This is a genomic window from Mesorhizobium sp. M0159 (assembly GCF_040322295.1).
Lineage (GTDB): Bacteria > Pseudomonadota > Alphaproteobacteria > Rhizobiales > Rhizobiaceae > Mesorhizobium.
The window spans coordinates 17606-39957 of sequence record NZ_JAMYTF010000006.1; the positions used below are offsets into that span (position 1 = coordinate 17606).

Here is a 22352-nt window from a genome sequence, read left to right on the forward strand (position 1 = left end):
AGACTGTGATGTCTAGGAAACTGACGGCTGCCGTTTCGACGGCAGCACTTTTATGGGCAGTACCTGCACTCGCCGATGGTGAGCTGCACATCTACAATTGGGGTGATTACACCAACCCCAAGCTGATCGAGAAATTCGAAAAACAATACAACGTCAAGGTGACGCTGGACGACTACGATTCCAACGAGACCATGCTGTCGAAGGTGCGCGCCGGCAATTCCGGCTACGACATCGTCGTCCCATCCGACTACACCGTGAAGATCATGATCGATGAGGGCCTGCTCGAAAAGACCGAGCCCAATGCGATGCCGAACGGCAAGAACCTCGACCCGCGCTTCGTCGACATCTACTGGGACAAAGGCCGTCACTACACCGTGCCGTGGCAGTTCGGCACCACCGCGTTCGAAGTCAACACCGACAAATACAAGGGCGACATCGACACGCTGGCAATCCTGTTCGACCCGCCGGACGAGTTGAAAGGCCAGATCAACATGCTCGACGATGTCAACACCGTGATGCACGCGGCCGAGCGCTATGCCGGTGTGCCGCGTTGCGGCGCCGACAAGGCCAATCTGAAGAAGGTCAACGACATTCTCATGGCCGCCAAGCCGTCATGGAAGACCTTCAGCTACGACACCATCACCAAGATCACCTCGGGCGATGTGATCGTCACGGAGGCGTGGAACGGCGCAACCTATCGTGCGCGCCAGAAAATTCCGGCGATCAAATACGCCTATCCCAAGGAAGGCATCGAAGGCTGGATGGACAATGTGGCCGTGCTGAAAGGCGCGAAGAACCTTGAAAATGCGAAGCTGTTTCAGGATTTCGTCATGGCCCCGGAAAACGCCGCGCTGATTTCGGAATTCGCCGGTTACGACAACGGCATTACCGGGAGCCACAAATTCCTGCCGCCGGACTTCGCCAGCGCGCCGGAAATCAATCCGCCGGCCGGTGCGCCGACTGCGGAATTTGTGCCACCTTGCCCACCGGAAGTGGTCGAGATCTACAACAAGATCTGGACCAATCTGCGCAAATAGGCTCGACGTGGGATCGATCGAAGGGAGGCTTCGGCCTCCCTTCTTTGCGACAAGGGGATTGGATGAAATCTTATCGCAACAGCGAACCGGCGCCGCCGATCATGCAGGGTTCGCCGCCGCGGATGGTGCCGCCGAAGCTCGACTGGGACCGGCCGCCATGGAACCGCTGGGCGTTTCAGCACATCCGCGAATTTCTGCCGACCGTCGAAGTCTGGCGCGGCAATGGCCATCGGCATCGCTTCGAGCGCGCCGAGGTCGATCTCGACGCGCTGCCGGTGAGCGACAGCATGGGGCAGCCGACGACGCTCGCCGGGCTGCTCGACGAGACCTATACCGACGGGTTTCTCGTGCTCAAGGACAGCAAGGTCGCCTATGAGCGCTACTTCAACGGCATGACCGAGCGCACGCTGCATTTGTCGCAGTCAATGGCGAAGTCGGTCACGGGCTCGGTGTTCGGCATATTGGTCGGGCACGGGGTGATCGATCCCGACTTGCCGGTGACGGCCTATCTGCCGGAGCTGGAAGCGACCGGCTGGGCAGGCGCCAGCGTGCAGCATGTGCTCGACATGACGAGCGGGGTGCGCTTTTCCGAGGAATACACCGACCCCTATTCCGACATCGGCCAGGTCGATGTCGCCACCGGCTGGAAGCCGGTGCCGCCGGGCAGCGATCCGGCCTTCCGCTGGCCATCGCATATGTTCGAACTGATCCTGGGGCTCAAGGAAAAGAGCCGGCCGCACGGCGCTGCCTTCGAATACCGCTCGATCGAGACCGACGTGCTTGCCTTCATCATGGAGCGGGTGAGCGGCAAAAGGCTGGCGCAGCTGATTTCGGAAGAGCTCTGGCAAAAGCTCGGCGCCGATGAAAGCGCCTGCTTCACTGTCGACAGCGCCGGTTATGCGGTCGCCGACGGCGGCTTCAACGCCACGCTGCGCGATTATGGCCGCTTCGGCCAGCTGATCCTCGACAATGGAGGCGGCATCGTGCCGGCCGACTGGATCGAGGCGACGCGCAATGGCAGGCATGGACCGGATTTCAGTCCCAGCCTGCCGGAAGGCAGCTACCGCAACCAGTTCTGGATCGAGGACCCGCGCTCGCGCGCGTTGATGTGCCGGGGCGTGTTCGGGCAGCTGATCCATATCGACTGGGATACGAAAATGGTCGTGGTGAAGCTTTCGAGCTATCCGGATTTCACCAACATCGGCTATTCGGTGGCGACCTTGAAAGCCGTGCATGCCATTGCCGCTGCGCTCGCCTGAACCTCAAAGAAAATCCGCAGGACCACCATGACCGGCAAGACCGCGTTCGAGACCAGATACGGCTTTCGCCGCAATGAGGTTCTGCTCGGCAACTGGCGGGAAAGCCCGTTCAGCCGGTGGTCGTTCCAGAATGTCGGCGAGCTGGTGCCGAGCGCTGCCGTGGCGGCACAGCCGGGCAGCAGCGAGGCGCCGGCGCAGGATTTCGGCGGGCTACTTGGCGAAAAGGTCGCTCTTGCAGGCGGCGCGGAGACGGTCGCGGCGTTTCTCGCGCGCTCCGATACCGACGCGCTGACGATCATGAAACGCGGCAAATTCGTCGGCGACTGGTTCGCGCCGCATATGGAGTTTGGGGCGCGCCACATCGTCTTTTCGATCAGCAAGTCGCTGACCGCCATTGTTGCCGGCACATTGGAAGGCGAGGGGATTTTCGATCCGCAGGCACCGGTAAGCCTCTATCTGCCCGAAGCCGCCGGCTCGGCCTATGGCGATGCGCGTGTGCGGCACGTGCTCGACATGAGTGTCAGCCTCGATTTCGAAGAGGCCTATCTCGATCCGGAAAGCGCCTTCGCCCGCTACCGCCGCGCCATGCTGTGGAATCCAGGCGGGGGCATCGAGAGCCTGGCCACTTTCCTCATGACGCTGCAGGGCCTGGCCGAGCCGCATGGCCGGACTTTCCGCTACCGCTCGCCCAATTCCGACCTGCTCGGCATCCTGCTCGAACGCGCGTCGGGCCGGCGCTTCGCCGATCTGATGCGCGAAAAATTATGGGCGCCGCTCGGCGCCGTCGGCGATGCCTCGGTGACAGTCGACATGGAAGGAACGGCGCGCACCGCCGGCGGCATTTCGGTGACACCGCGCGACCTCGCACGCGTCGGCGAGATGATGCGGCAAGGCGGCACGGCCAATGGCCGCCGCGTCGTGCCGGAAGCCTGGGTGCGCGACACGGCCGAAACTGGCGGTGACGCCGAGGCCTGGCGGCGCGGCACGATGGCGTTCCTGTTTCAGCGTGGCCGCTACCGCAACAAATGGTACCAGACGGGCGCCGCAAGCGGCGCCTTCTGCGGCATCGGCATCCACGGCCAGTGGCTTTACGTCAATCCGAAGGCCGAAATGGTAATCGCAAAAATGTCGTCGCAGCCGGTACCGGTCGACGATCCGCTCGATCTGGATATGACTTCTTTCTTCGAGGCGCTGAGCCGGATGGTCTGATCCATCCAGACAGCCCGACCTTTCCTGTGGACCTCTCGCCGGGTTGAAAATGGCGCAGTTGGCGCGGCAGTGCTCTGCGCCTATGGTCGCTGCTCGTTTCGACTAGCGACAGGTACGACATGGCAGCCGACATCAAGCGCATCGCAACCATCATAGCCGCCGAAATCGGCGCGCGGCCCGAACAGGCTGCGGCGGCGATCGGCTTGCTCGACGACGGCGCGACCGTGCCGTTCGTGGCGCGCTACCGCAAGGAGGTCACCGGCGGCCTCGACGACACGCAGCTGCGCGACCTTGCCGAGCGGCTGGCCTACCTGCGCGAACTCGACGCGCGCCGCGACACCATCCTTGGTTCGATCCGCGAGCAGGGCAAGCTGACCGACGAGCTCGAGGCAAAGATCGCTGCGGCCGGCACCAAGGCCGAACTCGAAGACATCTATCTGCCTTACAAGCCGAAGCGCCGGACCAAGGCCGAGATCGCACGCGAGCGCGGGCTCGGGCCTCTGGCGGAAGCTATTCTCGCCGACCGTACGGCTGTACCCGCCGAGCTGGCGCTGGCCTACATCAGCGAAGACGTGGTCGATACCAAGGCGGCGCTCGAGGGTGCGCGCGACATCCTGTCCGAACAGTTCGCCGAGAATGCCGATCTGGTCGGCAGATTGCGGACCTACATGAAGGAACGCGCCTTCCTGCGGTCGCGCGTCGTCGACGGCAAGCAGGAGGCGGGCGCGAAATTCTCCGACTATTTCGACCATGTCGAGCGCTGGGCCAACGTGCCGAGCCATCGCGCGCTGGCCATGCTGCGCGGCCGCAACGAGGAGGTTCTGTCGCTCGACGTCGAAGTCGATGCCGATGACGCCTCTCCGGTGAAACCGGTTGAGCGGATGATCGCCGACGCCTACGCCATCGGCCGCCAGTTGCCGGGAGACCGCTGGCTGATGGAGGTCGCCGGCTGGACCTGGCGCATAAAGCTGTCGCTGCACCTGACGCTCGATCTGATGCGCGATCTGCGCGAGCGGGCCGAAGAAGAAGCCATCCATGTCTTCGCCCGCAATCTCAAGGATTTGCTGCTTGCCGCGCCTGCCGGCTCGCGGCCGACGATGGGGCTCGATCCGGGCATTCGCACCGGCGTCAAGGTGGCGGTGGTGGACGGCACCGGCAAGCTGCTGGCGACGACAACGGTCTATCCGTTCCCGCCGAAGAACGATGTCCGCGGCACGCAGGCCGAACTGGCCAAGCTCATCCGGCTGCACAAGGTCGAGCTGATTTCGATCGGCAACGGCACCGGCAGCCGCGAGACCGAAAGGCTGGTGGCCGACATGCTGGCTGACATGCCTGCCGGGTCCGGGCCGAAGCCGCTCAAGGTGATCGTCAGTGAAGCCGGCGCCTCGGTCTATTCCGCCTCGGCAACGGCGGCGGCGGAATTTCCCGGCCTTGACGTGTCGCTGCGCGGGGCAGTGTCGATCGCGCGGCGCCTGCAGGATCCGCTCGCCGAACTGGTCAAGATCGAGCCGAAGTCGATCGGCGTCGGCCAGTACCAGCACGACGTCGATCAGTACCGCCTCGGCCGCTCGCTGGAAGCGGTGGTCGAGGATGCGGTCAACGCCGTCGGCGTCGATCTCAACACGGCCTCAGCGCCGCTTCTGGGGCGGGTTTCGGGTCTCGGCGCATCGCTGGCCGAGGCGATCGTTGCGCATCGCGATGCCTCCGGCCCGTTCGCCAGCCGTCGCGAACTGTTGAAGGTCTCCCGCCTTGGACCCCGCGCGTTCGAGCAATGCGCCGGCTTCCTGCGCATTCCAAACGGCAGCGAACCGCTCGATGCGTCAGCGGTGCATCCGGAAGCCTATGGCGTGGCCAAGAAGATTGTTGCGGCCTGCGGGCGCGACGTCCGCTCGCTGATGGGCGACAGCGCCGCACTCAAGGCGCTCGATCCGCGCGTCTTCGTCGATGAGCGCTTCGGCCTGCCGACGGTGCGCGACATCCTGGCGGAGCTGGAAAAGCCCGGCCGCGACCCGCGCCCCGGCTTCAAGACCGCGACTTTTGCCGATGGCATCGACGACATCAAAGATCTGAAGCCCGGCATGCAGCTTGAAGGCACTGTCACCAATGTCGCCGCCTTCGGCGCCTTCGTCGATATCGGCGTGCACCAGGACGGACTGGTGCACGTCTCGCAACTAGCCGACCGTTTCGTCAAGGACGCGCATGAGGTGGTCAAGGCCGGCGACGTGGTCAAGGTGCGTGTCGTCGACGTCGATATCAAGCGCAAGCGCATCGGTCTGTCGATGCGCAAGGATGGCGACGCTGGCGCACCGAAGCCGCGCGACAATGGCAGCAGGCCGGTGCCGCGCGCGCCCGCGCCCCAACGCCAGCCGGAGCGGCCGGTGCAGCAGGGCGCGTTCGGCGCCGCTTTGGCCGATGCGTTGAAGCGGAAGTAATTTCGCGAGCCGGGCTGCGCCGCCAGGTCAGACGGCGGCGCTCGACATTGATCATCCATCACCAATGCTCATGGATCGGCGAAGCTATTTCGTTTGATTTTTTCAGGACGGGAGCCGATAAGCCGCGCGTTTCAAGATTTCTGTTTCGATGCATGTCGTTATCTCCAAGCTGCCGAACACCCTCGGGTCAGGCCCGCGGGCAAGCTTTGGGCGACATGCATGAGTTTGGGAGACCGAGAGCCATGGCCGCCGACAAGAACGCATTCGTCTGGGATGATCCTTTCCTGATCGAGGACCAGCTTTCGGAGGACGAGCGCATGGTGCGCGATGGCGCCGCGGCGTTTGCCGCCGACAAGCTCGCTCCGAAGATCGAGGAAGCCTATCTCGAGGAGAAGACCGACGCCGGGATCTTTCGCGAAATGGGCGAGGCCGGTCTGCTCGGCATCACCATCCCAGAAGAATATGGCGGGCTCGGCGCCAACTACGTCACCTACGGGCTGGTCGCGCGGGAAGTGGAGCGGATCGACTCGGGCTATCGCTCGATGATGAGCGTGCAGTCGTCGCTGGTAATGTATCCGATCCACGCCTATGGCTCGGAAGAACAGCGCAAGAAATACCTGCCGAAGCTGGCGTCGGGCGAATGGATCGGCTGCTTTGGCCTGACCGAACCTGACGCCGGTTCCGACCCGGGCGGCATGAAGACGCGGGCCGAGAAGACCGCGAGCGGCTACAGGATCTCCGGCTCGAAGATGTGGATTTCCAACGCGCCGATCGCCGACGTGTTCGTCGTCTGGGCAAAATCGGCCGCGCATGACAACGAGATTCGCGGCTTTGTCCTGGAAAAGGGCATGAACGGGCTGTCGGCGCCGAAGATCGGCGGCAAGCTGTCGCTGCGAGCCTCGATCACCGGCGAAGTGGTGATGGAGGGCGTCGAGGTCGGCGAGGACGCGCTGCTGCCCAACGTCTCGGGTCTCAAGGGACCGTTCGGCTGCCTCAACCGGGCGCGCTACGGAATTTCCTGGGGCGCCATGGGCGCGGCTGAGGATTGCTGGCACCGCGCCCGCCAGTATGGCCTCGACCGTAAGCAGTTCGGCAAGCCGCTGGCCGGCACGCAGCTTTTCCAGAAGAAGCTCGCCGACATGCAGACCGAGATCGCGCTCGGCCTGCAGGGCAGCCTGCGCGTCGGGCGGCTGATGGATGAAGGCAAGATGGCGCCGGAGATGATCTCGCTCGTCAAGCGCAACAATTGCGGCAAGGCGCTCGACATCGCCCGCCAGGCCCGCGACATGCATGGCGGCAATGGCATCCAGATAGGCTACCACGTCATGCGCCACGCCCAGAACCTGGAAACCGTCAACACCTATGAGGGCACGCATGACGTGCATGCGCTGATCCTCGGGCGGGCGCAGACCGGGTTGCAGGCGTTCTTTTAGCATTGGCAGGTGTCCTCCGCTTCCAGCGCCACTGCTTGGCATCTCCCCTCGCAAGGCGGGAGATCGGCAATTTTCGCCAACGGCGCCACATTTTGTTCTTGCTTTGTGCCGGCAGCTATGCTACTAATTTCGCTATGGTGCTAATTCGCACCGACGACCCGCTCACCGAGGCGGGTTTTTCTTTTCAGCTCTTTTCGACCAAGCATCGCGGGTGCTGCTGACATCAATGTCGGCGGGAAGCGCCCGGTGCTGACCCGCCGGCCTTCGGCTCTGCACCGTTGCAACGTCTTGCCGCCACGCCACGGAATCCCAGGTCGGCGCTCCGTTTCGTGAAGCTGTGAAAGCTGCTTAATTTAGGTGCAGCGCAACATCTCTGCTTGGAGAATGGTCAGCATTCGTGTCAGGGTTCAGCGAACTCCTTTTGAAACGCCGACTTCAGGGGCACCATGGCAATTCTGGCAGCCGTCTATCACCTGACCCACTACAAATACGACCGGCCGGTCGTCTTGGGCCCGCAAGTCATAAGGTTGCAGCCTGCGCCGCATTCCCGCACCAAAGTGCTCAGCCATTCGCTGAAGGTCGGGCCGGCAAACCACTTCGTCAATTTGCAGCAGGACCCCTACGGCAATTTCCTTGCCCGTTTCGTCTTTCCCGAGCCGGTGACGGAGTTGAAGATCGAGGTCGATCTCGTTGCCGACATGACGGTCTACAATCCGTTCGATTTCTTCGTCGAACCGTCGGCCGAGACGTTTCCGTTCGAATACCCCGAAGAGATCCGGGACGATCTGACCATCTACCGAACGCCGGAACCGGCGGGGCCGCTGTTGGAGGCATTCCTGAAAACCCTCGCGCGCCACCCGACCAACACCGTCAATTTTGTCGTCGACCTCAATGCGCGGCTGCAGCGCGAGATCGCCTATATCGTGCGCATGGAAACCGGCGTCTTCTCGCCCGAGGAAACGCTGGCCGCCGGCAAGGGGTCGTGCCGCGATTCCAGCTGGCTCCTGGTGCAGATACTGAGGAACCTCGGCATCGCCGCGCGTTTCGTCTCCGGCTACCTGATCCAGCTCAAACCCGACCTCGTTGCGCTCGACGGGCCGCCCGGCACGGCGACCGATTTCACCGACCTCCATGCCTGGTGCGAGGTGTATCTGCCGGGCGCCGGCTGGATCGGCTTCGACCCGACCTCCGGCCTGCTCACCGGCGAAAGCCATGTGCCGCTCGCGGCAACGCCGCATTTCCGCAATGCCGCGCCGATCTCCGGCATGGCGAGCTTCGCCAATGTCGAATTCGGCTTCGACATGCGGGTAGACCGCATCGCCGAGCATCCGCGCATCACCAAGCCGTTCTCCGACGAGAGCTGGCAGGCGCTGGACGCGCTGGGGGTCCAGGTCGATGCTGCGCTCCAGGCCGGCGACGTGCGGCTGACCATGGGCGGCGAGCCGACCTTCGTCTCGATCGACGATTTCGAGGCTGCAGAGTGGAACACCGCCGCCGTCGGGCCGACCAAACGCGAAAAGGCCGACGCGCTGATCCGCCGGCTGCGCGAACGCTTCGCGCCGGGCGGCTTCCTGCATTACGGGCAAGGCAAATGGTACCCCGGCGAAAGCCTGCCGCGCTGGACCTTCTCGCTCTACTGGCGCACCGACGGCGAGCCGGTGTGGAGCGACCCGTCGCTGATCGCGCATGAAAAGAGCGAGGCGGATGTCGGACCGAAGCAGGCCGAAGGCCTGCTGACGGCGATCGCCGACGAACTCGGCATCGACAAGACCATGGTCAGCGAAGCCTATGAGGATCCGGCCGAGTGGCTGCTCAAGGAAGGCAAGCTGCCTGACAACGTCGATCCTTCCAATTCGAAGCTGGAGGATCCGGAGGAGCGCAGCCGCATGGCGCGGGTGTTCGAACGCGGGCTGACCAAGCCGTCGGGCTATGTGCTGCCCGTCCAGCGCTGGAACAGCCAGGCTTCCGGACCGCGCTGGCGCTCGGAAAAATGGAAGACGCGGCGCGGCAGGCTGTTCCTGGTGCCCGGCGATTCGCCGGTCGGCTACCGCCTGCCGCTCGGCACGCTGCCCTATGTGCCGCCGGCGCAGTTCCCCTACATAGTCCCGGTCGATCCATCGCTGCCGCGCGGACCACTGCCGGCGCGTGAGGCGATCTTGCCCGGTTCTGCTTCGTCGCCCGCTGCGGCCGAACTGGAGGGCGCCGACGAGATGGCGCGACGCCAGCAGGCGGTCTCCTTTACGGCCGTTACTGGCCAGCAGGACCGCGTTGAACAGGAGATTACCGAGATCGGCGGCGCCGTGCGCACGGCCCTTTCGGTCGAGCCGCGCGACGGACGGCTTTGTGTGTTCATGCCGCCGGTCGAGGCGCTGGAGGACTATCTCGAACTGGTGGCGGCGGCGGAGAAGGCGGCAAGGGCGATCGGCCTGCCGGTGCACATCGAGGGCTACGGCCCGCCGCACGATCCGCGCCTCAATGTCATCCGTGTCGCACCCGATCCCGGCGTCATCGAGGTCAATATCCACCCCGCCGCGAATTGGCAGGATTGCGTGGCGACGACCACGGCGATCTACGAAGAGGCGCGGCAGACGCGGCTTGGCGCCGACAAGTTCATGATCGACGGCCGCCACACCGGCACCGGCGGCGGCAACCACGTCGTCGTCGGCGGCGCCACGCCCAATGACAGTCCGTTCCTGCGCCGCCCCGACCTGTTGAAGAGCCTGGTGCTGCAATGGCAGCGACATCCGTCGCTGTCCTACCTTTTCTCCGGCCTGTTCATCGGCCCGACCAGCCAGGCGCCGCGCTTCGACGAGGCACGCCACGATTCGCTCTACGAACTCGAAATCGCGATGGCGCAGGTGCCACATCCGGACAAGGGCGCGGCACCCCTGCCGTGGCTGGTCGACCGGCTGTTCCGCAACCTTCTGACCGACGTGACGGGCAATACGCATCGCTCGGAAATCTGCATCGACAAATTGTTTTCGCCGGACGGGCCGACCGGCCGGCTCGGGCTGGTCGAATTCCGCGGCTTCGAGATGCCGCCCAACGCGCGCATGAGCCTGGCGCAGCAATTGCTGGTGCGCGCCATCATCGCCCGGGCCTGGAAGAACCCGCTCGACGGCCGCTTCGTGCGCTGGGGCACCTCGCTGCACGACCGTTTCATGCTGCCGCATTATGTCTGGGGGGATTTTCTCGACGTGCTGGACGACCTCAAGCTGAACGGCTTTGCGTTCCGTCCGGAATGGTTCGACGCCCAGCTCGAATTCCGCTTCCCGTTCTGCGGCGAGGTCCAGCATGCCGGCGTCAAGCTGGAGCTCAGGCAGGCGCTCGAGCCGTGGCACGTGATGGGCGAGCAAGGCGCGATCGGCGGCACCGTACGCTTTGTCGATTCCTCCGTCGAAAGGCTGCAGGTGAAGACCGATGGGCTCAACCCGGAGCGTCACGCCGTCGTCTGCAACGGCCGCGTAGTGCCGATGAAGGTGACCGACAACCGCGAGATCGCAGTGGCCGGCGTGCGCTTCAAGGCCTGGCAGCCGGCGTCGGGCCTGCATCCGGCGCTACCGGTCAACACCCCGCTGGTCTTCGACATCTATGACCGCTGGTCGGGCCGCGCGGTCGGCGGCTGCGTCTACCATGTGGCACATCCCGGCGGGCGCAGCTACGACACCTTCCCGGTCAACGGCAACGAAGCGGAGGCGCGGCGGCTCGCCCGCTTCGAACCACGTGGCCATACGCCGTCCAGCTATGTGCTGTGCAACGAAGAAGCCTCTGAAGATTTCCCGATGACCCTTGACCTTCGGCGGCCGCAAAGACTCTGATCAGCCATGGCGAAGGGGAATCACAAAAGGCTGCGCAGCAAGCCGCAAACCCACAGTCTGCTGGAGCACTATCAGCCGATCGAAGGCGTCGTCGACGAGATGGTCGATGCGTCGGGCAATCCGCGGCCGGCGTGGCGGCACTTCATCGAGGCGCTGGAGGACCTGGGTCCGGAAAAGCTTGCCCAGCGCTTCGCCCGCGCCGACCAGTACCTGCGCGATGCCGGCGTCTATTACCGCGTCTACGACAAGGCCGGCGCCAACGAGCGGGAATGGCCGCTGGCGCATGTGCCGCTGCTGATCGAGGAGCAGGAATGGGCTGGTATCAGCGCCGGCCTGGTCCAGCGCGCCGATCTGTTCGAGGAGACCATCGCCGACATTTACGGTCCGAACCGGCTGGTCGAGAAAGGCATTCTACCGGCCGGATTGATCGCGGCCAGCCCCGAATATTTGCGGCCGGTCGTCGGCACCAGGCCGGCCAGCGGCCATTTCCTGCATTTCTGCGCCTTCGAGCTCGGTCGTGGCCCGGACGGCCGCTGGTGGGTGCTTGGCGACCGCACACAGGCGCCGTCGGGCGCCGGCTTCGCGCTGGAGAACCGCGTCGCCACTACGAGGGCGCTGTCCGACATCTACGGCGAGATGCATGTGCACCGCCTGGCCGGCTTCTTCCGTCGCTTCCGCGACGCGCTGATCGGCATGGCCAAGCAAGCCGGCGGCCGTGTCGCCATCCTGACGCCGGGACCGCTGAACGAAACCTATTACGAACATGCCTATATCGCCCGCTATCTCGGCATCATGCTGCTCGAGGGCGAGGACCTGACCGTCTCGGGCGGCAGGCTGATGGTGCGCACGGTTTCGGGGCTGATGCCGGTGAGCGTCTTGTGGCGGCGGCTCGACGCCGCCTTTGCCGATCCGCTTGAATTGCGGCCGGACTCGCAGATCGGCACGCCGGGGCTGGTCGAAGCGGTCCGGCAAGGGGCGGTTTCGGCCGTCAATGCACTGGGTTCCGGCCTGATGGAGACGCGCGCGCTGCTCGCCTTCCTGCCGAAGATTTCGCGCGCCCTGCGCAATGAGGAACTGCTGCTGCCGACGGTCGCGACATGGTGGTGCGGGCAGGAGACGGAGCGTGAGCATGTGCTCGCCAATATCGATAGCATGGTGATCGGCCCGGCGCTGTCGACGCGGCTTGCCTTCGAGGACGACGGCTCGACCAAGCTCGGGTCAGCGCTGTCGGTCGAGGAACGGGCCGAACTCGTCGCCAGGATCGAACGGGACGGCGGCGACTTCGTCGGCCAGGAAGCGGTGACGCTGTCGACCACGCCTGTCTATGTCGGCGGCTGGCTGGAGCCGCGGCCGGCAAGCCTGCGCGTCTATCTGGCGCGGACGCCGGAAGGCTGGACGGTGATGCCGGGCGGCTTTGCCCGTGTCGGCTTCTCGCTCGACCCGACCGCCATCGCCATGCAGCGCGGCGGCCAGGCGGCGGATGTCTGGGTGGTCAGCGACAGGCCGGTCGAGCGCGAGACGCTGCTGCCGCAGGAGCACGACAGCTTCACCCGAACCTTGCCCGGCAGCCTGCCCAGCCGCGCGGCTGAGAACCTGACATGGCTCGGCCGCTATATCGAGCGGTCGGAAGACACGGTGCGCATCCTGCGCGCCTACCATGTGCGGCTGGCCGAGACATCCGATCCCGAGATGCCGCTGCTCGCCGATATCAGCGACTATCTCGCGCCGTTCGGCATCGACGTCGAGACGGCAATCCCATTGGGGCTCATCGGCACGCTGGACAGCGCCGTTTACAGCGCCGGGCAGATCCGTGACCGCTTCTCGCCCGATGGCTGGCTGGCATTGAAGGATCTGTCGAAGACCATCCATCAATTTGCCGCGACAGTGGCGCCGGGCGACGACGCGACAAGGGCAATGACGGTCATCCTGCGCAAGCTGGCCGGGTTTTCCGGCCTGCTGCACGAGAACATGTACCGCTTTGCCGGCTGGCGTTTCCTGGAAATCGGCCGCAGGCTCGAACGCGGCATCCAGATCGCCCGCACGCTCGCCCGGCTGACCGGAGCCCAGGCGCCGGAAGGCGCGCTCGACATGATGCTGGAGATCGGCGACAGCGTCATGACGCACCGTCGGCAATATCCGGTGCAGGCGGGGCGGCGCACGGTGGTCGACCTTCTGGCGCTCGATCCGCTCAACCCGCGCTCAATCCTTTTCCAGCTCGAACGGCTGAAAGCCGAAATCGCGCTGCTGCCCGCTGTCGGCGCTGAAGGCCATATGTCGCCGGCGGCCAAGGAAATCCTGCAGCTCAACACGTCGATCGCCATCAAGGAGCCCTCGGACATGACGGCCAAGGCCCTCGGCGATCTCGCCAATGAAATCGGCGGGCTCTACAACAGCCTCGCCAAAGCCTATTTCGGGTAGAGACAGCATGCTCTACGACATCAGGCTTCACCTGCGTTACGACTATGATGCGGCGGCCGGCGGCGGCCGCCATCAAGTGCGCGTGCTGCCGCCGACCATCCCTGGCGTGCAGCGCGTCATCGCCGCTTCACTGTCTTTTGTGCCGGCGCCCAGCGAACGTTCCGACTTTTCCGACTTTTTCGGCAACAGTGTCACCTCGATCGCCTTTCGTGACGCGCATGATGCGCTCGACATCAGGATGAGCGCGCGTGTTTCAGTGTCGCGGCCCGAACCCGGGCTCGACGTATCGCCGGACATACGCCGGCTGAGGGAAGAACTCGGCGCAGTGCACTCGCTGGCGCCGGCTTCGCCGCATCACTTTCTGGCCGCCAGCGATCATGCCGGCATCGACGCGGCAATCACTGCCTATGCGAAAGGCAGTGCCGGCAGTTCGACAGTCGGCACGGCCATGGCTCTGTGCAACCGCATTCACCGCGATTTCACCTATGACGGCGAGGCGACCACCGTGCAGACGCGGGCCAGCGACGCCTTTGGCCTGAAGCGCGGCGTCTGCCAGGATTTTTCCCACATCATGATCGCCGGCCTGCGCGGCCTCGGTATTCCCGCGGGCTATGTCAGCGGGTTCCTGCGCACCATCCCGCCGCGCGGGAAGCCGCGGCTCGAAGGCGCCGACGCCATGCACGCCTGGGTCAAGGTGTGGTGCGGGCGCGATGCCGGCTGGCAGGAATTCGATCCGACCAATGGCATGCGGGCAAGCAACGACCATATCACGGTCGGCTACGGCCGCGATTACTCCGATGTGGCGCCGATCGTCGGCGTGCTGAAAACCACTGGTGGACAGGTCGGCGAGCAGGCGGTCGACGTCATTCCGGTCGTGCTCGAAAAGGCGTGACGACGCACGTCTTCGTTGCACGGCGACGTCGATAGGCTGTTCTGGAACCAAGAGATCAAGAGGCGTTGGAACCCGCAGCCGGCAAGCGGCTTATCTACGGAAATTCCGTGGAGAGGACATGCTGGACAAATCCGGGTCGTCGTCTGGCCAATCGGCTGTGAGGAAAGCTGCACCAAAAAACGGGGTGCCGCAGAACGGAGCGCTGGAGAACGGCGCGCAAGCCTCGGCCGTTCGGGCCTCGCTCAACTATGTCACCGACACTGAACCCGGTATTCGCCGGCTGCGTTCGGGCAAAGGGTTCTCGTACAAAGGACCCGACGGGCGGATTGTCGACGGGGAGGCGCTGGCACGCATCAAGGCGCTCGCCATTCCACCGGCCTGGACGGATGTGTGGATCTCGCCAGACCCCGATGGTCATATCCAGGCGACCGGTCGGGACCAGCGCGGACGCAAACAATACCGCTATCACCCGCACTGGGCGGAGGAGCGTGACGGCGTCAAATATTCGAGCCTGATCGCCTTCGCCGAAAGCCTGCCCGAACTGCGGCGGCAGATCGACGTCGATTTGCGCCGTCACGGCCTACCGCTGGAACGCGTCGTTGCGGCTATCGTCTGGCTGCTCGACAACACGATGATCCGTGTCGGCAATGCCGCCTATGCCCGCGACAACAAGAGTTTTGGGCTGACCACGCTGCGTGACCGCCATGTCGACATCAAGGGCTCGAGCCTGCGCTTTGCCTTCATCGGTAAATCCGGCAAGGAATGGAGATTGAAGCTTGTCGATCGCCGGATTGCCAAGGTCGTGCGTGGAGCGCAGGACCTGCCGGGCCAAAAACTGTTCCAGTATCTCGACGAGGACCGAAACAGGCATCCGGTGCGCTCAGACGACGTCAACCGCTATATCAGGGAGAACGCCGGAGCGGAGTTCAGCTCCAAGCACTTCAGAACCTGGGGCGGCACCATCCATGCGGCGTCGCTGTTTGCGCAAACCGAACGTCCGGAAAGCCAGGCGCAGCAAAAGAGGGTGATGAACAGTGTCATCGACAAGGTTGCCGATCGGCTCGGCAACACACGCGCGGTTTGTCGCCAATGCTACATCCATCCGGAAGTGTTCCGCGCCTGGTCCGAAGGACGGCTGCTGGACGAAATGGCGGATGCCAACAAAGGCAAGCGCTCGATCGCCGGGCTCGACGACGAGGAGGCCTTGGTCTTGAGATGGCTGAAGGCGAGGGACTGACGCCAGACCGGGGGCGTATTTTTTTGTCGACGCCATGTCGGCATCGGTCCTAGTGTTTCGTCCTTTGATAGAGAAAAGGACGACCCATGCTCTACGCGATCCTCTGCTATGCCTCGGAAGACGTCGTCTGCTCCTGGAGCAAGGAGCAGGACGACGCAGTCATGGAAAAGCTTATCGGTGTGCAGGAAAAATATGCCCAGGCGGGCCGGCTTGGCCCGGTGGCGCGGCTCTTGCCGACGACCGCGGCGACGACGCTGAGGAAGGTCAAGGGCGAATCGATCGTCATCGACGGCCCGTTTGCCGAAACCAAGGAACAGTTCCTCGGCTTCTACACGCTCGAATGCGCCGACCTCGATGAGGCCGTCGACTTCGCGCGCGAGCTTTCCGAGGTCAACCCGAGCGGCGGCTCCTATGAAATCCGGCCGGTCTCGCTCTTCAATCCCGCCAAGGTTTCCGCATGACCGAACTCGCCTGGATCAGCACGGCAATCAGCACCGCTCGCCCGCAGGTGATGGGGGCATTGCTGCGCTACTTCCGCGACCTCGACGCGGCGGAGGAAGCATTCCAGGACGCCTGCCTGAGGGCACTGAACAACTGGCCGAAAAACGGTCCTCCGCGCGATCCGGCAGCTTGGCTGATTTTCGTCGGCCGCAACAGCGGCATCGATGCGGTGCGCAAGCGGGCCAAGCAGGCGCCGCTGCCGGAGGAGGACCAGATCTCCGATCTGGAGGATGCCGAGAGCGACGTCGCCGAGCGGCTGGACGGGGCGCATTACCGCGACGATATTTTGCGGCTGCTGTTTATCTGCTGCCATCCCGACCTGCCGGCCACACAGCAGATCGCGGTGGCGTTGCGCATCGTCTCCGGCCTGACGGTCAAGCAGATCGCCCGCGCCTTCCTCGTCGGTGAAAGCGCCATGGAGCAGCGTATCACGCGCGCCAAGGCGCGTATCGCCGACGCCGGGGTGCCGTTCGAGACGCCGGGAGCGGTCGAGCGCTCCGAACGGCTCGCCGCCGTCGCCGCCATGGTCTACTTGATCTTCAACGAAGGCTATTCCAGCAACAGCGGCGAGGCTTCGGCGCGTGCGCCGCTTTGCGAAGAGGCGATCCGGCTGGCCCGGCTGCTGCTCAGGCTGTTCCAGACCGAGCCGGAGATCATGGGGCTGACGGCGCTGTTGCTGCTGCAGCATGCACGCTCGCCGGCTCGCTTCGACGAGAACGGCGAGATCGTGCTGCTCGAAGACCAGGACCGCAGCCTGTGGAGCCGCAAGATGATCGATGAAGGCCTGGCGCTGGTCGATAAGGCGTTGCGCCATCGCAAGCCCGGTCCCTACCAGGTGCAAGCGGCGATCGCCGCACTGCATGCGCGGGCGGAAAAGCCCGAGGACACGGACTGGAACGAGATCGACCTGCTCTACGGCCTGCTTGAGCAGATGCAGCCGTCGCCGGTGGTGACGCTCAACCGCGCCGTCGCGGTCTCCAAGGTGCGTGGACCGGAAGCCGCACTCGCCATGATCGAGCCGCTGGAGGGAAGGCTTTCCGGCTATTTCCATTTCTTCGGCCTCGAGGGCGGACTGCTGATGCAGCTTGGCCGCGGCGAGGAGGCGCGCGTCGCTTTCGACCGCGCCATCGCGCTTGCCAATACGGCCGCCGAGGCAGCGCATATCCGCATGCATATCGACCGGCTGATGAAAGAAAGCGCCGTGCCGGAAACCGCCAAGACGGCACGCTAGTTCGCTCTATCTGGCTGGTTCAACAGTCGGACACCGGCTTGGACCATGCCGGGGTGGCGATTTCTCCCTGAAACGCGTAATGCCACGCCATGACAGCGCCTGGTGTGCCGACCGGCAGGGAGCGGGTATGGCGCAAGGCTTGGACCGACGCCATATGAGCGACGGGATCTGAAAGGGATGAAAATGACGATTGCGAAGGAAACGGCCGGGCTTCTGGCGAAACTGGGCGTTGCCGAGCGCGCGCTTACGGGCGGCGATCTTATCGTGCGCAGCCCGGTGACTGGCGAGCAGATCGCCGCGCTGAAGACCATCTCGCCGGCCGATGCGGCAACGACCATCGACAATGCCCACAAAGCTTTCCTGGCGTGGCGGCAGGTACCAGCTCCCAAGCGTGGCGAGCTGGTACGGCTGCTCGGCGAGGAATTGCGCACACACAAGGCCGAGCTTGGCCGGTTGGTATCGATCGAAGTTGGCAAGATCCCATCCGAGGGTCTTGGCGAAGTGCAGGAGATGATCGACATCTGCGATTTCGCCGTCGGTCTTTCTCGGCAATTGTACGGCCTGACCATCGCCACCGAGCGTCCCGGCCATCGCATGATGGAAACCTGGCATCCGCTCGGCGTGGTCGGCGTCATTTCGGCCTTCAACTTTCCGGTGGCGGTATGGTCGTGGAACGCGGCACTCGCGCTGGTCTGCGGCGACGCGGTTGTGTGGAAGCCGTCTGAGAAGACGCCGCTGACGGCGCTCGCCTGCGAAGCAATCTTCAAGCGCGCGGCAAAGCGTTTCGGCGATGCCCCGGAAGGGCTGGCGCCGGTGCTGATCGGTGATCGCGCGGTCGGAGAGATCATGGTGGACCATCCGAAGGTGCCGCTGGTTTCGGCCACCGGCTCGACCCGCATGGGCCGGGATGTCGGTCCGCGCCTGGCGAAGCGCTTCGCGCGTGCCGTGCTGGAGCTCGGCGGCAACAATGCCGGCATCGTCTGCCCAACGGCCGATCTCGACATGGCGCTGCGTGCCATCGCCTTCGGCGCCATGGGCACGGCCGGTCAGCGCTGCACGACGCTCAGGCGCCTGTTCGTGCATGAGAGCGTCTATGACCAGCTCGTTCCGCGCCTGAAGAAGGCTTATGAGAGCGTCTCGGTCGGCAATCCGCTGGAGACAAGCGCTCTGGTTGGCCCGCTGATCGACAAGGCTGCCTACGAGAACATGCAGAAGGCGCTGGAGGAGGCGGCTTCGCATGGCGGCACGGCAACCGGCGGAATGCGGGTCGAGAACGGCCAGCCTGAGGCTTACTACGTGCGTCCGGCGCTGGTCGAAATGCCGCGGCAGGTTTCGCCGGTGACGGAGGAGACCTTCGCGCCGATCCTCTATGTGATGAAATATTCTGACTTCGACGCCGTGCTCGCCGAGCACAACGCGGTGGGAGCGGGGCTGTCATCCTCGATCTTTACCCGCGACCTGCAGGAATCCGAGCGCTTTCTTAGCGTCGACGGATCGGACTGCGGCATCGCCAACGTCAATATAGGCACGTCAGGGGCCGAGATCGGCGGTGCCTTCGGTGGCGAGAAGGAAACCGGCGGCGGCCGCGAGAGCGGCTCCGATGCCTGGAAGGCCTATATGCGGCGCGCTACCAATACGGTGAATTATTCCAAGGCGCTGCCGCTTGCGCAGGGCGTGTCGTTCGACATCGATTGAAATGCCAGACCTCCGTCGCGGCGGCGCCAAGGCTGCCACGACGGCGGTCGGCTCGCGGTTCAGCTGGTTTCGGAAGTTACAACACAATTGTCGAAGGCTGCATCGATGATGGCGAGCTTGACCGCCTGGGCGGTCATGTATTCCTGGTAGAACTCGCTCGACACCCACATGACCGAATGACCACGCTGGCCCAGCCAGCCGATGCTGCCGAGTTCCTCGGCATCGCGCAATTTGCGTGACAGGTGAGTGCGGGAAAGCTTGAGCCAGTTCGCGAAATCCCCGATTGAGACGACACCGGTCGGGATTCGGTCCAGGTCGGCATGATCGGGGTCGACGCCGGACATCAGCCAATCCATGACGATGCCGCCATTGTCGAGCCAGGTGAACAAGGAAAAAGTCTGTTTTGGCTGCCGCACGGCATGCGACGAAAGCAGGCCGTCGGCCACCAGCGGCTGCAGTTTGGCGAGTACGTCCGGTTGTGCGACGAATGCAGCCAGTCGAGATCCACCATCCAGGCTGTCCAGCGTTTTCAGATGAGCCATGACCCAGCCGGCAACCGTCTCCAGAGTGCCCGCGGTCGGCTCAAAGGGGCGGATGCGCCCATATTTAATCGGCAGATGCCGGATGAAACCGTAATGCAGCATCTCCTTCAGGAAGGCATCGGCGGTGTTGCGGCTGGCCACCGAATGCCGGCAGATGTCGTCCATGAACCGTGCGGACGTAAGTCCCTTGCGATGATCGTCCGGCTCTCGATTGAAATACAAGCCAAGGCCGATATGGGCCATCAGCCAACGCTGTTGCGTGGCGAATACGGAAGCCAGCCGCGGGTTCGCTTCATAGGTCTGGAGAAGCGTCCGCGACTGAGCCTGGACATGGCGACGCAGTGCCGGATGGCTGGCAATGTCTTCAGAAACCAGCGCCATCCCCGCCGAGCCCAACCAAATTTGCAACTGGAAAATGCCGATCACAATTTCAGCCTTCGCGGGTCGTGTCCAGAGCCGGCGCATCAGGATACGAGCTGAATCCCGCCGGCTAGTGGGCTGAATTCCGCGACTTGATCGCCGAGGCCACTGATTTCGCTGCAGAGGGCCAGCCCGCTCGAACCCACCAATGATGACTTCGCCTGTCCAGCCCGTGCTCCCGCCGATGGCGACGCGGAACCAACACAAGCTTTGCTCGTTGAAGAACGCTGATTGGACTGAGACAGTGAGGGACTACAAAATGGAGAATGGCCTTTTCGCCACGCCGCCTGCAGCTTTCCGGCAAACAGAGTCGGTCTGGCCACGGGCGCTCAAGTGGCTGTTGCGCCGAGTGCGCAGCGCCTCCGACAGCTCGGGAACCATGTTGAAGCCAATCCTTTCCGGACCCGAGGACGATAGCGGGCCCACTCCGCCTCGACGTGCTTGAGGCTGACCGCGCTGCGATCTTGACGTCAAAAATGACCGCTCACATATCATTTTAGGGCCGCGCCGCAGCCGACAACCATGACCGCTTCGAAGGCCTGCCACGGCGGCGTGTCCGCCTGATGCAGCAGGCGAGAGCGGCAGTGCCGCGTAACGGCGGGAACCATCGGGCATGCTTGGCTATTAGATACAGGCGGCTGCTGGTCTGCCGGGCCAGGAGCCATTGCTATGATCATCGATCCTCCACCGAAAAGTGCTATCCCGGCATCCGTTCCGTCGGTCGATCCAAAAGCCGCCCCGACGCTTCGCAATGCCGAAGCGGAGGTCTTTTATATCGAAGCGATCCGCGAACTTGTCGCGACCGGCATCCCCTTTCTCGTCGCCGGCACCTATGCCGTAAGCGCCTATACCGGGATCATCCGCCAGACCAAGGATCTCGACATTTTCTGCAAGGCCGGCGACTGCCCGCGCATCCTCGCCCATTTTAAGCAGATCGGCTACGCCGTCGTGGTCGAGGACGACCGGTGGCTCGGCAAAGTGTTCAAGGGCACCCATTTTTTCGACGTCATTTTCGCCTCGATGAACGGCACAATGCCTGTCGACGACCAGTGGCTGGAGCACGCCCGTCAGGGCGAATTGCTGGGCAGCCAGGTGCGGATCATCGGGCCCACCGAGCTTATCTGGTCCAAAAGTTTCATCCAGGACCGCGGTCGCCACGATGGTGCCGACATCTCGCATACCATCCTCAAGGCCCACGACCAGATCGACTGGCAAAGGCTGCTTTCCTACATGGAAGTCCATTGGGAAGTTCTGCTGATGCATCTCTTGAACTTCCGATGGATCTATCCGACGGAGCGGGGCCGCGTGCCCGCCTGGCTGCTCGACGAGCTGCTTGACCGGCTGGCCAAGCAGCGCGAATTGCCACCTTCCCGGATGAAAATCTGCCGTGGGCGCATGCTTTCACGAACTGACTATGAGATCGACGTCAACGACTGGGGTTTTGCCGACGTCGGCGGTGAAGGAGAACATAGCAATGGCTGACGAGCTCGAAACTGCTTCGCCGAAGGCGGAAAACGGCAGCGCACTCAAAGTCGCCGCCATTGGCGATCTGCATGTCGGCAAGGAGGACCAGGCCTCGTACCGCGATCTTTTCGGCGAGATGTCGCGTGCAGCCCAGGTTCTCGTGCTGACGGGCGACCTTACCAATCTCGGCAAGCCTCGGGAGGCCGAAATCCTTGCCGAGGAACTGCGTGCCTGCACGATCCCGGTCGTCGCCGTACTTGGCAACCACGACTATGAGTCAGGCGCCGTCGAGCAGGTCACCGACATTCTGCGCCAGGCGGGCGTTCACCTGCTCGACGGCGAGGCGACGGAGATTCACGAGGTCGGGTTCGTCGGGGTCAAGGGTTTCGTTGGCGGTTTTGGATCGCGCATGCTCGGCTCCTTCGGCGAACCGGCGATCAAGTCAATGGTGGCGGAAAGCGTGAACGAAGCGATGCGGCTTGAAAACGCGATGAGGCAGGTCCGCGCCAAACGCACGCTTGTCGTTCTGCACTACGCGCCTGTCGTCGAGACGGTCGAAGGCGAGCCGCTGGAGATCTTCCCGTTTCTCGGTTCGTCACGCCTGGCCGAGACAATAGACCGGTTCCAGGTCAGCGCGGTGGTGCATGGCCATGCGCATCGCGGCGCCTACGAGGGCCGCACACCGGGCGGGGCGTCGGTCTATAACGTTGCCATGCATGTCGCCAAGCCGACCGGCCGCCCCTACGCTGTGCTCGAAATCTAAT

Annotated in this window: 15 protein-coding genes; 14 read left to right on the forward strand and 1 reads right to left on the reverse strand. The window is 63.9% G+C overall.

Features of this window, described 5'->3' with window-relative positions:
- Positions 1-8: 8 nt before the first annotated feature.
- From NKJ32_RS08065 to amaB, 12 genes are all read left to right on the forward strand, one after another.
- Positions 9-1037 carry an extracellular solute-binding protein gene (locus NKJ32_RS08065; RefSeq protein WP_352827309.1) on the forward strand — a complete coding sequence of 343 codons (1029 nt, stop codon included), beginning with the start codon at positions 9-11 and terminating at the stop codon, positions 1035-1037.
- A 62-nt stretch (positions 1038-1099) separates the two neighbouring features.
- Positions 1100-2296, forward strand: a complete 1197-nt coding sequence (locus NKJ32_RS08070) for a serine hydrolase domain-containing protein (protein WP_352633613.1) — start codon at positions 1100-1102, stop codon at positions 2294-2296.
- Positions 2297-2323: 27 nt separating this feature from the next.
- Positions 2324-3505, forward strand: coding sequence for a serine hydrolase domain-containing protein (locus tag NKJ32_RS08075; protein ID WP_023675456.1), 1182 nt, complete (start codon positions 2324-2326; stop codon positions 3503-3505).
- A gap of 119 nt (positions 3506-3624) precedes the next feature.
- Entirely contained in the window at positions 3625-5937 is a 2313-nt protein-coding gene (locus NKJ32_RS08080) for a Tex family protein (protein WP_023675457.1), read from the forward strand.
- Positions 5938-6179: 242 nt separating this feature from the next.
- A complete protein-coding gene (locus tag NKJ32_RS08085; protein WP_352454106.1) occupies positions 6180-7370 on the forward strand; it encodes an acyl-CoA dehydrogenase in 1191 nt (396 codons plus the stop codon).
- Between the two features lie 446 nt (positions 7371-7816).
- Complete coding sequence (locus tag NKJ32_RS08090; protein WP_352827311.1) at positions 7817-11188, forward strand: transglutaminase family protein; 3372 nt, start codon at positions 7817-7819, stop codon at positions 11186-11188.
- A gap of 6 nt (positions 11189-11194) precedes the next feature.
- Positions 11195-13606: a circularly permuted type 2 ATP-grasp protein gene (locus NKJ32_RS08095; protein WP_352454108.1), complete on the forward strand. Its 2412-nt coding sequence runs from the start codon at positions 11195-11197 to the stop codon at positions 13604-13606.
- Between the two features lie 7 nt (positions 13607-13613).
- A complete protein-coding gene (locus tag NKJ32_RS08100) occupies positions 13614-14498 on the forward strand; it encodes a transglutaminase family protein (RefSeq protein WP_352448166.1) in 885 nt (294 codons plus the stop codon).
- 118 nt (positions 14499-14616) lie between these two features.
- Positions 14617-15735, forward strand: a complete 1119-nt coding sequence (locus tag NKJ32_RS08105) for a DNA topoisomerase IB (protein WP_352690513.1) — start codon at positions 14617-14619, stop codon at positions 15733-15735.
- Between the two features lie 86 nt (positions 15736-15821).
- Complete coding sequence (locus NKJ32_RS08110) at positions 15822-16196, forward strand: YciI family protein (RefSeq protein ID WP_292663532.1); 375 nt, start codon at positions 15822-15824, stop codon at positions 16194-16196.
- Complete coding sequence (locus tag NKJ32_RS08115) at positions 16193-17467, forward strand: RNA polymerase sigma factor (protein ID WP_352690515.1); 1275 nt, start codon at positions 16193-16195, stop codon at positions 17465-17467. Before NKJ32_RS08110 ends, NKJ32_RS08115 begins: the two co-directional genes overlap by 4 nt.
- A 183-nt stretch (positions 17468-17650) precedes the next feature.
- A complete protein-coding gene (gene amaB / locus NKJ32_RS08120; protein WP_352690689.1) occupies positions 17651-19162 on the forward strand; it encodes an L-piperidine-6-carboxylate dehydrogenase in 1512 nt (503 codons plus the stop codon).
- A 59-nt stretch (positions 19163-19221) separates the two neighbouring features.
- Here the strand turns inward: amaB and NKJ32_RS08125 are convergent, their stop codons facing one another.
- A complete protein-coding gene (locus tag NKJ32_RS08125; protein ID WP_352577780.1) occupies positions 19222-20085 on the reverse strand; it encodes a hypothetical protein in 864 nt (287 codons plus the stop codon).
- Between the two features lie 708 nt (positions 20086-20793).
- Between NKJ32_RS08125 and NKJ32_RS08130 the strand changes: the two genes are divergently transcribed.
- Together NKJ32_RS08130 and NKJ32_RS08135 are read left to right on the forward strand one after the other, a co-directional pair.
- Positions 20794-21606, forward strand: a complete 813-nt coding sequence (locus tag NKJ32_RS08130; RefSeq protein WP_023675465.1) for a nucleotidyltransferase family protein — start codon at positions 20794-20796, stop codon at positions 21604-21606.
- Positions 21599-22351: a metallophosphoesterase family protein gene (locus NKJ32_RS08135; RefSeq protein WP_023675466.1), complete on the forward strand. Its 753-nt coding sequence runs from the start codon at positions 21599-21601 to the stop codon at positions 22349-22351. The genes NKJ32_RS08130 and NKJ32_RS08135 overlap by 8 nt, the downstream gene beginning before the upstream one ends.
- The last annotated feature ends 1 nt before the right edge of the window (position 22352 follow it).

Excerpts from the sequence above, each read along its gene's own strand:
- NKJ32_RS08080 (WP_023675457.1), top strand. The coding sequence starts at position 3,625 with ATGGCAGCCGACATCAAGCGCATCGCAACCATCATAGCCGCCGAAATC.
- NKJ32_RS08110 (WP_292663532.1), top strand. The coding sequence starts at position 15,822 with ATGCTCTACGCGATCCTCTGCTATGCCTCGGAAGACGTCGTCTGCTCC.
- NKJ32_RS08070 (WP_352633613.1), top strand. The coding sequence starts at position 1,100 with ATGAAATCTTATCGCAACAGCGAACCGGCGCCGCCGATCATGCAGGGT.
- amaB (WP_352690689.1), top strand. The coding sequence starts at position 17,651 with ATGACGATTGCGAAGGAAACGGCCGGGCTTCTGGCGAAACTGGGCGTT.
- NKJ32_RS08100 (WP_352448166.1), top strand. The coding sequence starts at position 13,614 with ATGCTCTACGACATCAGGCTTCACCTGCGTTACGACTATGATGCGGCG.
- NKJ32_RS08115 (WP_352690515.1), top strand. The coding sequence starts at position 16,193 with ATGACCGAACTCGCCTGGATCAGCACGGCAATCAGCACCGCTCGCCCG.
- NKJ32_RS08105 (WP_352690513.1), top strand. The coding sequence starts at position 14,617 with ATGCTGGACAAATCCGGGTCGTCGTCTGGCCAATCGGCTGTGAGGAAA.
- NKJ32_RS08125 (WP_352577780.1), bottom strand. The coding sequence starts at position 20,085 with ATGGCGCTGGTTTCTGAAGACATTGCCAGCCATCCGGCACTGCGTCGC.
- NKJ32_RS08130 (WP_023675465.1), top strand. The coding sequence starts at position 20,794 with ATGATCATCGATCCTCCACCGAAAAGTGCTATCCCGGCATCCGTTCCG.
- NKJ32_RS08090 (WP_352827311.1), top strand. The coding sequence starts at position 7,817 with ATGGCAATTCTGGCAGCCGTCTATCACCTGACCCACTACAAATACGAC.
- NKJ32_RS08135 (WP_023675466.1), top strand. The coding sequence starts at position 21,599 with ATGGCTGACGAGCTCGAAACTGCTTCGCCGAAGGCGGAAAACGGCAGC.
- NKJ32_RS08095 (WP_352454108.1), top strand. The coding sequence starts at position 11,195 with ATGGCGAAGGGGAATCACAAAAGGCTGCGCAGCAAGCCGCAAACCCAC.
- NKJ32_RS08065 (WP_352827309.1), top strand. The coding sequence starts at position 9 with ATGTCTAGGAAACTGACGGCTGCCGTTTCGACGGCAGCACTTTTATGG.
- NKJ32_RS08085 (WP_352454106.1), top strand. The coding sequence starts at position 6,180 with ATGGCCGCCGACAAGAACGCATTCGTCTGGGATGATCCTTTCCTGATC.
- NKJ32_RS08075 (WP_023675456.1), top strand. The coding sequence starts at position 2,324 with ATGACCGGCAAGACCGCGTTCGAGACCAGATACGGCTTTCGCCGCAAT.